Raw genomic sequence first — 13,696 nt, 5'->3', positions numbered from 1 at the left:
TCCGGCCTGCTAGCCTCCTCTGCGGGCGGCCTGCCTCTCTGCCTTTCGCGCCTTCTCCTCTTCTTCCAGTTGAAGCAGCATGGACGCGTACATGAAGCGCTTGGTTCCTTCATCCTTGTTGTACACCTCATCGGGCGGAATATGATGCCGCTGAAAGATGAGATGCACCAGGAAGGCCTCGCCGCCCGCCTTGATCAGTTTTTTATTTCTTCATCGTCGCTGTCAAAGCCGCTGATCTCCAGAATCTCCGTGGATAACTTGGCAATTTCCCCAGCCAGCAGCAGACCGAGAATCGCCTCTGTAGGTGTTCCGTACTTCTCAATCAGCTCCTTGGCGGTCCAATCGGGAATGAGACATGCCTTCTGGATCACAAGGGCACCGAACTGCTCCTCATCCAGCACCTTCTCCCTCTTCGGACCTTTGCCTGTATAATGCGTGCACTGCTCCTGAATCCGGTTGATGGTCTTGCCATCCAGCGCCTGAATTTGAAAATCCACCCCAAGCCGCTTCATAGGAATATCCCTCTGGGGCTTGCTGTCAATGCTAAGCAGGGCGTGAAGCACCGCGCTCTGTCTTGTATCTGTAACTGCCATAATGTATACATCTCCTTGATCTAGAATGGATTGAGCTTTTTTGAAAAAATTGCGAAGGAAACAGCCTTACTCGGCATGAATGACATCGAGCAGTTCATACCCGGTGAAGTTGAAGGGAAGCTCCTCCTCCACAAGTGAACCTACCTCAAAATGCACGAGCGGGATTTTGTCGAACATAACCCCTTTCAGACGCACACGGTAAGCTCCGTAAGATTCTGGGTCTTCGAGCTTCAGAATCAGTTCCGTGATGAATGTGCCCTTGGAATCATCGGCTACCTGGCCGATAAGCTCTACGAATTCCGAAGTCACTTTATACCCGGAGATCGTGCCGGTTCCGCTCAGTCCGGTTACTTTGTGCGCTGTCCAGCGGGTCCCGGATCGCTTGATCTCCTCCTTCGTGATTTCCACATTGGCTTCAGCCGTCTTGATATTGGTCAGCCATTGTCCGTTGTGATACACATATCCATAAGTTCCATTGATTACACGGGTTGCATCCAGCAAGACAAATCCCTCCTAATAATGTTCTGATGATTTGGAACTAACTCGGGCATTACACCTTGATGGTCAGGAAAATCCGCTCCATGCTGTCAATCTCGGTGAAGCTGATTAACAAGAAGACGCTGTCGCCTTCGGATCTGCGGTCAGGGTCAAGCCCGACCACGATATTGGTAAGCACATTGTTCAGTTCAAGGCGCTCCAGGTAAGCTTTGACAGCGGCAATCAGGGCCGCCTGGCCATCCGCATTGTTATCAAGCTTGCCTATGTAGGAATCTGCAGCCGCCTTTGGAATATCTGTAGCCACCGCCTGCCTTGCACGGATCGCACGAATCTTCTTTTTGCTGGTCACAAGCCCCTGCTCCACCTTCACTTTCTCCCCGTCATGGACAAGCACCAGCGAGCCTTTCTTGAGTGCGTTATTAATTTCGCTGTTCTTCAGCCGCTTCATCACATCCGTAGCACGGACCGGAGTATAAGTAATAGACTTATTAATGCCTGTTCCCGCAATGAGACCGGCAATGTATGGAGCATACTGGGCTGAGCTGTAAGCCTCTCCGTTAATTCTGGCGCCGGTAATCAAGTTAACCGCATAGTCATCTGCCAGCCGATCTGTCCGCGCGTTTCCGAGCTCAGGATTCAGATCCTCCTCGGCCGAACCCCCAAATACCGTCAGGAAGTGCTTCCCTTCCCCGCGGTTGCGAATACACCAGTTCCGTGTATTGTCCTGCTCCTCTGCCGTAAGTTCCCCTGGAAAGACAAACACATTAAAGCTGCGTGACTCGAATGCGTCCCTAAGTGCCAGGTAGACCTCAGCATCACTCTTGGCTTTGGCCGGTGATGCCGGAACCGTATACACCAGAACTTCCTTAGCGCCGCCCTGCAAGATGAGACGAATCGCCGTTACATTAGCCAGACCGAACAGACTCGCTGCCTCGGCTTCTTTCTCAATCGTATAGAACTGACCAGCTTCGGCTGTACCGTACTGGAACAGCGGAAGTGCAACCGTACCTCTGGTTCCGCCCTTGATCTGAGCTGCGGCTGCCTCCACAAAATTAATATAAAGACCCGGCCGAACCGGCAGAGTAATCGGATCCCATGTTCCACCCATATTAATGACCACCTTTCGAATTGTATTCTGTTCTAACTCTTATATGGCTCATCTTCGTGAACTCCTCAGTTACCACCGGCTCCCGGTACTGCAATTGAAGCACCGCAGTGCATCTCTGGAGGCCGCTCTCCATTTGCTCCGCTCCATCGAAGGAGAAGGATTCAATCTTGAGCGCTCTTCCCGCAGCTGGAATTAAGCCAGAGCCCTGCTCATTCATCATGAACCGGCTTAACGCTTCCATACGGCTAACCGCCTGCTGTACATCCTCTCCATAACCGATTACGCTGTACTGCCGCTGCGTCGATGTCTGGGAGAGGCTTTCGCTCCGGCGAATATCCTGCTTCAGGATAATGACGAACTGGCCGTTCTTCCTCTCCGCAGGGATAGGCTCCTGATAGGAATGAACGAGCGTATCCGGGAACCTGGATTTGATTACATCGGCAATACCCTGCACCTCATCGGCAAGTGACACTAACTTCACCCCTTTAGAACTGTTTTCCGGCTGCTGCCCATGACACATCAGGCGGAACTTTACTTCCCCCTCTCAACCGTTCATACACATACGGCCTAAGCTGCCGCCGCTGCAATACGAATTATAGAGCCCAATTTCCGGGTCTGGGGAGGATGAACTTTCTTAACCAGGGGTGATAACTTTTCACCCTATCGCGAAGCCTAGGCCTATTGTTATACTGGATGTAACTTGTAAGTATCTGGTAAGCAGCAGCTGGGAGGATTGTGAAGTGAGTGTTATCCGGATCATGCTTGTAGACGATGACCCGTTCTGGCGGGAGAATATCAGTGCAGATTTGGCAGACGAGCCCGATATTGAGGTAAAAGCGATTGCCGCAACAAAAAAAGAAGCCATTGATATGGCTTCCAAGTATGAGCTTGATATTATTCTGATGGATATTAACTTAAGTGAGAATAACCTCGACGGCCTGGAAGCCGTCGAACAGATCCTTCGTCTGCCCGGCAGGGAGCAGGTCAAGATTATCATGCTCACATCCATTACAGATGCTGAGGTTGTCATGAAGTCCTTCCGGCTCGGCGCGCTGAATTATATCAACAAATCCAGTCTTCAAGACATGCTTCACGCCATTCGTGAAGCCCACCTTGGCCGAGCCGCCATCCATTCCGACGCTGCTCGTATTATGCGCAGTGAGGTTCAGCTGATGGAGCTCACTTCCTCGGAACGCGAGGTGTTCGATCTCCGCAAGAACGGGCTTAGCAAGCGTCAAATCTCGGAACAGCTTCACAAGTCCACGAATACAATCAAATCGCAGCTAAGGAGCATCAAGAATAAGCTGACTCATTTCAGGATGGATGGGGATGATCCAGACTGCTAGCCTCCCGGGTCAGCCTGGCGTCTTTGGCCAGCGGCCTGAACTTGAACGCGGGAAAGTGCAGCGTCAGCGTAACACCTGCCCCGTATTCATTTGCGGCTGCCATCATTTTGCCGCCGTGCTTTGACATCACACTTGAACAATAAGAGAGCCCCAGACCGTAGTTAAGCGCATTCTTTTTGGTCGTGAAGAAGGGTTCAAATATTTTGCTTAAATGCTCCTTGGGGATTCCGGCACCATTGTCCCTGACCTCTATCCTGAACCCTTTCCTTGTCGCAGCGGTTCTCAGTGTAATTTCCCCGCCGCTATCCGGCATGGCATCCAGTGCGTTACGAATCAGATTCGACAGCGTCTCTCTAATATGGACAGCATCACACTTCAGCGTTCCCTCCGCCTCATATCTGGCAGATAGCTCCACCGGCCTATTCTCCGTTAACGTTCTAGCCGAGTCCATAACCGATTCCACCAACGATCGAACATCGTGCAGATCTTCGTCAAGGACTACGTCTTCGGCCTTCTCCTTAATTCGGTTCACCATGTGAAGCAGATGTCCGGTTAAATGATGTACCTGATCAATCGTGCTGGCTGCCTTCTCGGCCTGGCCGGACCGGATCAAGGTGCTGCATTTCTCTGCCAGATAGTCGATCTTCTGGATCTCATTCTTAATCGAATGATTCAGAATCGAGACGCCCATGGTTAGTGTCCTTATGGAGTGATCCAGCCGTTCACGCTCGATCCTCAGCTTAATGCCAAGGAAGCCGTTGCGAATCGAATATGTAAGGATTAATCCAACCGTTCCTAATATGGCGATGAAATTCGCCTGCCACATACCGTTGCTGTCCAGCTCGAACGACCACATTCCAAGCTTCAGGGAATCGAAATTCACATAATCGGATGTATAAGCCCAGACCATGACTGTAGGGAAAATCAACATTGCCCGCCTCAGGCTCTGCCTCCGCTCCGGATTCATTTCCTTGAAATAAGCCAGATAATAGCAGACACATCCCATCAGCACATAGACACCATCCCACCACCTGAACCAGGCCAAGCTGAAGCTATTCCACGGCTCTGCAGCCAGATGGATAGCCGTCATGGCTACGGGGCCCGGTAGAAGGACTAGCGATAAGGCCACCTTCAGGCGAGAGGATAACCCTTGATTCAACCACAGCCCGCCCATGAAAAATACATACGGAAGCACGTAGAAGTAAATATGCATAGCAATTACGGTAGATACGTACAGCAGCATACTTAGAAAAGGATGAAGCCACTGGGCATCCTGAATCATCGGCATGATCGACAAATGCATGGCAAAGGCAAAGCTGGCTGAACTCCCCAGCAGGATGGTCAGTCCAATCCATACGTTGCTCCTTGTTCTGGACAATAGAATAATAGCTCCAAGCGTCCACAGTGACAGAAACATAAGAACATAAATAATTCTCATCCGGCTCTCCCAAAGCCCCTTCCGCCTAAGTTCATTAATTCCCTCATCATACAATATATCCCTTATTAAGTCAGCAATGATCTAACTTGTAAATTCGACACTATCCCTTATGGATTAACCCTCATTATGTAATGTTAGTTCCAAACGAAAAAGGCCACATGTCCTAGCGAACCTGAGGCCTTGATATAGGATTCTTCCATTGTTGGTTGTATAACTCTAATTATTACAGCTTCTGTCCCTAGCGTGGAACGGCTAGAGATGATCTAGAACACAACTTCTTCCGTACGCTGTAGCTCAGCGAACTGGCTGCCAAGAACTGTATTATGATGATCAATGATCTGCTGGGCTGTTAGAATTTCTGAATCGAAGGTGCTGTGTCCGTCCGAGACTAGAACGTTAACATACCCGAGGCTGTAGGCAGCTCGGCACGCCGATTCCACACAGTACTCCGTCTGTACTCCGGTAATGATCAGACGTGTGATACCCAGCTCTTGTAACTTCATATGAAGCTCAGTCTCCAGAAAAGGATCCGCATGATACTTGACCATAGTGAGGTCCCCTTCCTGCGGAGCTACCTCGGGATGGATCTGCCACAACGGCTGCCCCAGCCTGTGGGGAGACTCTCCATCCTCGGTATGCTGCATATATATAATCGGCGATGCAGCCAAGCGGGCTTTCTGAATCAGAGACTGAATATGATGCAGCAGCTCCTCTCCTTGGTACAGCTCTTTTCCCCCATACTGGGCCCATATGAATGGAGCTACCTGCACATCCACAATCAGCAGTGCACTTTTCTGTTGACTCATTTGTCCGGCCTCCCTAATTGTTATACCCTTTGTCCCCAAAAGGCTGCAGCTCTTCCAGCCACTTCTCCTTCATCTTCTTCAGCGTATCCTTCATATCCAGTCGCACGCCTTCCTTCTCCTTCACCGTCTCCAGGACCTCAATCACGAAATTCTCCTTGCCCATCTCACTCCATTCCTGCTGAAGCTTCTTGCACATATGTGAACCCATTTCGAGCGAGAATTCCTGGCCGTTAATGGATTTGAGATTAGCTGTACTGTCCACATAGACCTTACCGTTCTTAGTATTTCTAATCTGGAACACGCCCGCCTGAGTCTTAATTTCTTTCGCCATCAGTTTCAATTCTTGTTTGCGATCCACTCTATTCTCCTCCTGCTCTGTCGCCGGCCCGCCAAGCCAATACTCACTTCCGTCCGGCTGTCTGTTCATGAATCCATACTCAACCAAATAACGCCGCAGCAGGGCATAATCCTCAAAAGCTGCGCTCAAAATCTCGTTAACTTCCTTCTCGGTGTAGATCCGCTCCGGTTCAAACCGCTTGGACAATTCGTTAAGAATAATCAGCTTCTGCTTCTCCCGCATGGAGAAGCTCTTCAATGGGCCATCCGTTCCTGCAGGAAAATACTTGGCGAGAACCTTCTCCTTCTCGGTCTCTGTAATCCGGTAGCGATCATCCTTGCTGCTGCCCTGAACCTTTAGCATCGCTGGCGCATGCTTATCCTTCGTTCTTAGCAGCTCCATAATGGCGAGGAATACTTTGGCCTGCCGCTCCTTCTCCTTAAGCACGAACCTGTGGTTGCGCACGGTCGAAGTGCTGCCAATCCCGAGCTCCTGCTGCACTTCCTTATCACTCTTGCCCCCGTAAAATAACTTTAGCAAATTGCTCTGGATTTCAGATAACCCGGTAAAGCTCTTGTCCAGACTTATGAGATACTCGAAGGCAGAGCCATGCTTCTTCTGAATATGCAGACGAACATATTTCTCGGTCTCATATAGTACGTCATCTTCCGGATAGATAATACCTTTCTCAAAGCTTCGGCCGCAGCAGATACATATATAAAAATCATCCTTCTCGATATAACCCCGTTCCAGCTCCAGTAAAGACGAGTTCCAAATCAACTCCGAGTTCATTTTTATTTTCCTCAATTCGTTTGCTTATTTATAGATATTTTATAATTCCGTTTGTTTAATGTCAATACATTCATGATTTCAAATGGACAGTTATTCAGCCTAGTCTTTCGTGCTTTGTGGTAAAATACGGTAGGAGAACAATCAAACAATGTAAAGGACGTTGGTCGTGAGAGGAAGTTTTAGAAATACCCCATTGCAAGGCAGTGTGTTTGCGATTATTGTGGAGATCATTTTACTCGCCATTAATTATCCCTTGGTCGTCAGTATGCTTAATGTTAAGAAGACCGAGGATTTCTCATTTCAAGACAACTACTTTGTTATATATCGCGGTATTCTAGAAGACACACCCAGGCTGGCCATCCTGTTCTGGATCGTGGTCGTGTTTGCAGCGATTGTCCTTACTTATGGCTTTTTAAAATGGATGTGGCTGAAATTTATTTAGCAGTCATAATTTTATAAAATACCAAAAACGGCAGACCCCCGATAACCGGGGGCCTGCCGTTTTTCACATCTATAACCAACCCAACTTTAAAGCTTGTCGCCTAAATTACTCCATCAGCTGCCCAAACACCAGCAGGCGCTTCAGAACTACAGACGCCTCTGCCCGGGTAGACGCGGCGCCCGCTCTGAACAGACCGCCGCTTCCCTGCAGGAGCCCGGCGCGGACAGCCGTATCTACCGAGGAGGTCGCCCAGGAAGCTACAGTACCTCGATCCTTGAAGATCTCGATTCCGCTTCCGCCACTAGGTGCCTGTCTGCCCAGCAAATTCATGGCTGATCCAAGCATTGCCGCCATTTCCTGCCGGGTAACCGGGGCATTAGGCTTGAACTGGTTAGCCCCCGTTCCTTTGATCAGACCGGCTTGATAAGCCGATTCAACTGAAGCTGCGTACCAGGCACTCGAGTTAACATCGGTAAAGCTTGTCTGACTCTGTGCCAAGTTCAGCCCAAGTGCACGCACCATTAATGCTGCAAATTCAGCACGTGTAATCTGACGGTCCGGCTCGAACTTGCTTGCCGATACGCCTTTGACCAGCAGCTTGGAAGCGAGCAGCTCCACATCACTTCTCGACCAATGTCCGTTAAGATCACTGAAGCTCTTGCTGGCTGTAACGATGCCATACAGGCTGGCATGCGTGGTCAGAATCTGAACCGCATCATAGCCATCCTCCTTCACCCGGACAGCGGGAACAAATTGAAGCTCCCCATTCGCGTCCAAGGTAACCGCAGTCCAGTTCTGTGCGATTCCTGCAGGAAGCCTTAGCGTACGAGCCGCATATTCCCGGCCGAAATCCTGGAGCGTCACTTTCTGAACAGGGTTAGTCAGAGCTACCTCGAATTCTACCGGCTGAAGAAGGTTACCTGCTGCTAATTTGGAGACCGCCTGACTCCAGATGGCATTGTCTACTAGATCAGCCTTCTTGACTGTAACTTCAATTCTCCATCCCTCAGCCGAGCTTCCCGCCTGGGCAGTTACCGCACTCTGCTTAAGAACCGATAACGGAAGTGTGAAGCTTCCCGCACTTGTACTAAGCTCGATACCCGCACCCGGTATAGAAGGTGCATTTCTCAGTTCATTTAGAGGATAAGTCACTTTCCATGAATCCGCTGAGTCACCAAGTCTGATCAACCAGACTTTATCTGTGGACGACATCCGCCCCACTGCGCTGCTGACAGTATCCGCAGTCACGTCCAGCGTTGCTTCCTGCTGTCCTCCCTGCTGGGTGCTCTTCACTTCATCTGAGGCAGGCACATATTCAAAGCCCGATGCGGTATCCTTGAAGGAACCTTCAGCTTGCGATCCATCTGCCGGAGCTGCCGGCACACCGCCACCGCCTCCACCGCCAGAAGTACCTCCTGAGCTTCCGCCGCCGCCATAACTTCCGCCACCAGAGTCACCAGTTCCGCCCGAAGTACCGCCACTGGAAGTGCCTCCGCCAGTTCCACCCGAAGTGCCTCCACCGGAAGTGCCTCCGCTAGTTCCGCCCGTAGAATCAGCCGGAACAGTTACCGGATCTGTGAAGTCAATGGTGAACAAGCCTGCTGTCGTCTCTGTTGTTACACCTGTAATGAAACCAGGCTTAACTTTCACTGTCACAACCTTATCATCTGCATGGGTATGGCTGAGTGCTTTTCCCGTAAAATGAATCAGCACAAGCTGATCACTGCTTCTCATCGTTTCATAACCGAGACCGGCTGGAAGGCCTTCGAGCACGACGCCCCCGGTCATATCCTGAACAAATGTCCCGTGATCCACATACAGGGACTGTGTAGCGGACAAGGTGCCGTCATTGCTTAAGTCCTCCTGGATGACAGGATTCAGCACGGTGAGAACAGGCCCTCCGCTGTACTGCGCTGCCATATGAACAGGCACCTCAGTAATACCTGCCTGGGTATTGCCAGCCGTATCCTTCGCCAGGATATAGAGAATATAATCCTGACTCGGACTCAGCTTGTCGAAATAGATATCCGCTTCCTGACCCGCGGATACGGCAGAAGGTGCAAGCTGCTTCAGCGCCTCTGCGGTCGGCTTGGCCTGATCTGCAAGAACAGGCAGGGCATACACTGACGCATTCTCATCCGTCTTCACGAGCAGGTGAAGGGAGTTGTCTGTCACTACGCCGGCTTTTGGATAACCTGCCGCAAATACCGGCGCCGCAGTATCGGCCGGCTTAACCTGCTGCTTGGTTGCAAATGACAACTTGGCCGGCACGCTGCTTACGTTCCCTGTCGTGTCATAAGCTGCGAGGTACACAGCGTAGGAGGTCTGCGGATTCAGATTGCCAAAGGTCAGCGTAATATCCTGATTGGCAGCGGCGGTCTGGGATGCAGATTGCTTAAGGCCTTCTACGGTCGGCGCTGGATCAGCAGCGGGCTGAATCTTCGCATATACCTTGGAGGCTTCATCTACACTCAGCACCACTTCAGCAGACACATCGGTCACCGTTCCTGTATGCGGATAGCCCTGATTAAAGGCAGGTGCCGCGGTGTCCGCAGTCTGGATGCCTACCGCATTCCAGGCTCCCGTAACCGCTTGGATGATTTGCTGCCTAACATACTGATATTCAGGATGCGCCTTTACATAGTTCTGTGCAGCACTTTCGTATCCATTAGCCGCATCAACAAAATTTGAGTTAGGCGCAAGATAGTGTGTTAGTACATCATAGGCCATGGAAGCCACAGCATCCTTGGCTCCTGTTGTTCCCAGCAGCGATTCCAAATTGGCTACCATCAGGTAACCGGCATGATTGGGGATACCGCTGTTCGTATGAACACCCCCATTATCATGGGCACTGTCATTAGGGAGATACACATACTTGCTCATTTGATCGGGCTGTGGAGAGAGAACGGTCTGATCGCCCGGATTTTTCAGATTCCGCAAAGCCCGGTGGTCCAGTCTCAGGTCTTCTCCTATTAACCACCACTTCGTATCACCCGGATCATAATTCGATTCAATTAACGCGCCCATCAGATCAGAGAAAGACTCATTCAGCGCCCCGGATTGATTCTGGTACTCCAGCTGCGCTGTTGTATTCTCGGTCACGCCGTGCGTCATTTCATGGGCAACGACATCAAGCCCGCAGGACAAGCAGTCAAATCCTCCTCTTGCGGACCCGCTTCCATCCCCGTACAGCATATAGCCGCCGAACCAGGCTGCATTATCCCAAGCCCCGCCCTGGTTGGTCGTGCTCCATAGATCAGGGATGTGAACAATGGAGACAATGGAGCCGCCGCTAGCATCAATGCTGTTTCTCCCAAACTTTCCATAGTAGTAGTCATAAACCTTACCCGCATTGAAATGGGCATCTACCCCTTGACGATCGGCAAAAGATGTTGAAGAGCTTTCGATATCCTTATAGTAAATGCTTCCGGAACTATCCGTTCCGTCATAGGCGTAAGTGAAGACTCCGCGGTCCTTATCCGTGTACATCTGCCACATCGGTTTGGTAATATCGAGCAGCTCATATTTGCCGGAAATAGGATCTTTATAAAGATTAAGAGATTTTGCATCCCCATTAAATCCGGTACTTACCCCCGTCGTCACATTGGATGGGCTCATGCTTCTTGCTTGATAGGAAGTGCTGTACTCATCCAAAATAGAGCCGTTCGCGGCATCAATGTATCCTGTCCATTTGCCGGGATGCGGCATCAGGTAGGTCACATTAACCTCGTAAGCGAGCCGGTACCCTGGATCACCGGGATAGATGATCAGCTTGGCTGTAGGGGCCGAGGTATTAAGTACCTGCTGACCGGCATTCAGAGGACTCCAGCTAATCTTCGTCCCTTCCTGATCTTCAATCCACTTCTTGAGAATAGACACAGCCTGACTGGAACTGATGGCTGCTGTGAGGTTATCCGGCATAACCGCCGCCTCCGGTTCAGTACGGCTTGCAACCTCCTCAACCTGCTTGTTCTCATCCAGATGCACCCGCATGTACTTGCCGTAGACCGGGATCCCCTGATACTGCTGCTGATACAGAAGATGAGTCTGATCGGTATCATCCTGCTTCTTATCAAGCAGCTTGAGGCTCTGCTGAGGATCCGTTAACCCGGTAAGCTCCTTGTTCTCCTTCAAAAAATTCATCACCGAGCTGTCACTTCCCAGACTGGGTGATGTGATATCTTTATAAAATCGGGATTGCTCCTCGCCCCGCTGCCCTTCATCCGAACTATTCAGTGCGGCAGCCTGGACCTTCTCCGTAGATGCCTGAACAGAGCCTACGCCCCAAGCTCCATTCGAGATACAGACTGCGGATAGCATCACCATCAGTATCCTAGTGAATTTGCTGCTCTTCAACACTCTACCTCCTCATTCCCTGCTATATATTAATAGACTATGTCTACTTTCTATTATATCGAACTTTTAACCATTATTTTGTAGATTTTTCGACATTTCCAATTATTTTCGACATTACAAAAAAGAAGAGTCCCCAGGATCAGCTAGACTCCATCGGACTCTTCTATGTCTCTTCTATAGAATAAAATTATTTATAGATTACGCTGCCCGTCTCTTTGAACTCCTTGGCCTTCAACTCCATGCCTTCCTGAATCGCAGCTTCACTCTCAAATCCATTCTCCTTCGAGTACTGGCGGATGTCATGCGAGATTCGCATACTACAGAACTTCGGTCCGCACATGGAACAGAAGTGGGCCGTCTTGGCTCCCTCGGCAGGAAGGGTCTCATCATGATATTCCATCGCCCGCTCCGGATCGAGCGAGAGGTGGAACTGATCCCGCCAGCGGAATTCAAAGCGCGCTTTGGAGAGCGCGTTGTCCCGGTCCTGGGCGCCCGGATGACCCTTGGCCAGGTCTGCGGCGTGGGCCGCTATTTTGTAGGTGACGACGCCTTCTCTTACATCCTCTTTATTCGGCAGACCCAGGTGCTCCTTCGGGGTTACATAGCACAGCATGGCCGTTCCGAACCACCCGATCATGGCGGCTCCGATGGCTGAAGTAATGTGATCATATCCCGGCGCAATGTCTGTCGTCAGAGGCCCAAGCGTATAGAATGGTGCCTCATCGCAAATTTCCAGCTGCTTATCCATGTTCTCCTTGATCAGATGCATAGGAACATGGCCCGGTCCTTCGATCATCACCTGCACATCATGCTTCCAGGCAATCTTCGTGAGTTCCCCAAGCGTCTCAAGCTCCGCAAATTGCGCTTCATCATTCGCATCCGCAATGCTGCCCGGGCGAAGGCCGTCGCCTAGCGAGAAGGCAATATCGTAAGCCTTCATAATCTCGCAGATTTCTTCAAAATGCGTATACAGGAAGTTCTCCTGATGGTGCGCGAGGCACCAAGCCGCCAAAATCGAGCCGCCGCGGGAGACAATACCGGTCAGGCGCTTCGCGGTAAGTGGAACATAACGGAGCAGCACTCCGGCATGAATCGTAAAGTAATCCACCCCCTGCTCGGCCTGCTCGATCAGCGTATCGCGGTAGACTTCCCACGACAGATCCTCGGCTTTGCCGTTCACTTTCTCGAGTGCCTGATAGATCGGAACAGTTCCAATCGGAACCGGGGAATTGCGGACGATCCACTCCCGGGTCGTATGAATGTTCTTGCCCGTCGACAGGTCCATGATCGTATCGGCGCCCCAGCGGGTTGCCCAGGTCATCTTCTCCACTTCCTCTTCAATGGAAGAGCCCACAGCGGAGTTCCCGATATTGGCGTTAATCTTGACGAGGAAATTCCGGCCGATAATCATCGGCTCGCTCTCCGGGTGATTGATATTGCTCGGGATGATCGCTCTGCCGCGCGCTACTTCGTCACGCACGAACTCCGCAGACACATTCTCGCGGATCGCGATATACTCCATCTCCGGCGTGATGATCCCTTTGCGTGCATAGTGCATCTGGGTAACATTCTGACCGGGCTTCGCCCGAAGCGGACGTCTTCCTGAATCCGGGAACTGCTGGGTGTTAGCCCGGGGGTCATCGGACAGATAACCGTTATCCTCCGGCTTGATCTGCCTTCCTTCGTACTCCTCGACATCTCCGCGCTCCCGAATCCAGGCCCGGCGGTTCTCGGGAAGCCCCTTCGTAATATCCGTCTGTGCCTCGGCATCAGAATACAAGCCGCTTGTATCATACACGCGGACCGGCGCATTCTCATGACTGCCGTAGCTGTCCGAAGTAGGGCTGAGTGCAATCTCGCGCATAGGCACACGAATATCCGGACGCGAGCCTTCTACATACACCTTGCGGCTGCCCGGCAGGGCAGAAGGTTGAAGCTGAATCGTCTCTTTGGTCATAACAAAAAAAGCCTCCTCTGTGA

12 protein-coding genes are annotated in these 13,696 nt (G+C 51.1%); 2 read left to right on the top strand and 10 right to left on the bottom strand.

The genetic code is table 11. The features are described from left to right. Positions 1 to 9: 9 nt before the first annotated feature. The 5 genes from ACEN86_RS01925 to ACEN86_RS01905 all read right to left on the bottom strand — a co-directional run bounded on the left by ACEN86_RS01925 (position 10) and on the right by ACEN86_RS01905 (position 2,671). Positions 10 to 168 (bottom strand): hypothetical protein, encoded by a 159-nt coding sequence (locus ACEN86_RS01925; protein ID WP_221886012.1) that lies wholly within the window; start codon positions 166 to 168, stop codon positions 10 to 12. Positions 169 to 194: 26 nt separating this feature from the next. After that, positions 195 to 593: a phage tail assembly chaperone gene (locus tag ACEN86_RS01920; protein ID WP_127199200.1), complete on the bottom strand. Its 399-nt coding sequence runs from the start codon at positions 591 to 593 to the stop codon at positions 195 to 197. Positions 594 to 659: 66 nt separating this feature from the next. Continuing rightward, positions 660 to 1,094, bottom strand: a complete 435-nt coding sequence (locus ACEN86_RS01915; protein ID WP_127199201.1) for a phage tail tube protein — start codon at positions 1,092 to 1,094, stop codon at positions 660 to 662. A gap of 49 nt (positions 1,095 to 1,143) precedes the next feature. Beyond that, on the bottom strand, positions 1,144 to 2,199 hold the full coding sequence (locus ACEN86_RS01910; RefSeq protein WP_495632698.1) for a phage tail sheath subtilisin-like domain-containing protein: 1,056 nt from the start codon (positions 2,197 to 2,199) through the stop codon (positions 1,144 to 1,146). A 1-nt stretch (position 2,200) separates the two neighbouring features. Next, the gene (locus ACEN86_RS01905; RefSeq protein ID WP_495632697.1) at positions 2,201 to 2,671 is read right to left on the bottom strand and encodes a hypothetical protein; all 471 of its coding nucleotides are present in this window, start codon (positions 2,669 to 2,671) and stop codon (positions 2,201 to 2,203) included. Between the two features lie 268 nt (positions 2,672 to 2,939). Between ACEN86_RS01905 and ACEN86_RS01900 the strand changes: the two genes are divergently transcribed. Continuing rightward, positions 2,940 to 3,545 carry a response regulator transcription factor gene (locus ACEN86_RS01900; RefSeq protein ID WP_127199204.1) on the top strand — a complete coding sequence of 202 codons (606 nt, stop codon included), beginning with the start codon at positions 2,940 to 2,942 and terminating at the stop codon, positions 3,543 to 3,545. On the opposite strand, the gene ACEN86_RS01895 is transcribed toward ACEN86_RS01900, so the two are convergent. The 3 genes from ACEN86_RS01895 to ACEN86_RS01885 all read right to left on the bottom strand — a co-directional run bounded on the left by ACEN86_RS01895 (position 3,514) and on the right by ACEN86_RS01885 (position 6,918). Beyond that, the gene (locus ACEN86_RS01895) at positions 3,514 to 4,983 is read right to left on the bottom strand and encodes a sensor histidine kinase (protein ID WP_495632696.1); all 1,470 of its coding nucleotides are present in this window, start codon (positions 4,981 to 4,983) and stop codon (positions 3,514 to 3,516) included. The two genes, ACEN86_RS01900 and ACEN86_RS01895, sit on opposite strands and share 32 nt — an antisense overlap. A gap of 263 nt (positions 4,984 to 5,246) precedes the next feature. Beyond that, positions 5,247 to 5,789: a cysteine hydrolase family protein gene (locus tag ACEN86_RS01890; RefSeq protein ID WP_495632695.1), complete on the bottom strand. Its 543-nt coding sequence runs from the start codon at positions 5,787 to 5,789 to the stop codon at positions 5,247 to 5,249. 13 nt (positions 5,790 to 5,802) lie between these two features. Further along, positions 5,803 to 6,918, bottom strand: coding sequence for a DUF2087 domain-containing protein (locus tag ACEN86_RS01885; protein ID WP_495632694.1), 1,116 nt, complete (start codon positions 6,916 to 6,918; stop codon positions 5,803 to 5,805). Between the two features lie 166 nt (positions 6,919 to 7,084). Here ACEN86_RS01885 and ACEN86_RS01880 point away from each other — a divergent pair, with 166 nt between their 5' ends. Next, positions 7,085 to 7,360, top strand: a complete 276-nt coding sequence (locus ACEN86_RS01880; RefSeq protein ID WP_495632693.1) for a hypothetical protein — start codon at positions 7,085 to 7,087, stop codon at positions 7,358 to 7,360. A 105-nt stretch (positions 7,361 to 7,465) separates the two neighbouring features. Here the strand turns inward: ACEN86_RS01880 and ACEN86_RS01875 are convergent, their stop codons facing one another. Together ACEN86_RS01875 and thiC are read right to left on the bottom strand one after the other, a co-directional pair. Beyond that, entirely contained in the window at positions 7,466 to 11,716 is a 4,251-nt protein-coding gene (locus tag ACEN86_RS01875) for a M4 family metallopeptidase (RefSeq protein ID WP_495632692.1), read from the bottom strand. Between the two features lie 187 nt (positions 11,717 to 11,903). Beyond that, the gene (gene thiC / locus ACEN86_RS01870; protein WP_495632691.1) at positions 11,904 to 13,673 is read right to left on the bottom strand and encodes a phosphomethylpyrimidine synthase ThiC; all 1,770 of its coding nucleotides are present in this window, start codon (positions 13,671 to 13,673) and stop codon (positions 11,904 to 11,906) included. Between the last annotated feature and the right edge of the window lie 23 nt (positions 13,674 to 13,696).

It is taken from the genome of Paenibacillus sp. Paensp111 (genome assembly GCF_059492195.1).
The sequence above is the reverse complement of the archived record's forward strand: the minus strand, read 5'-3'. Positions and strand labels throughout refer to the sequence as shown.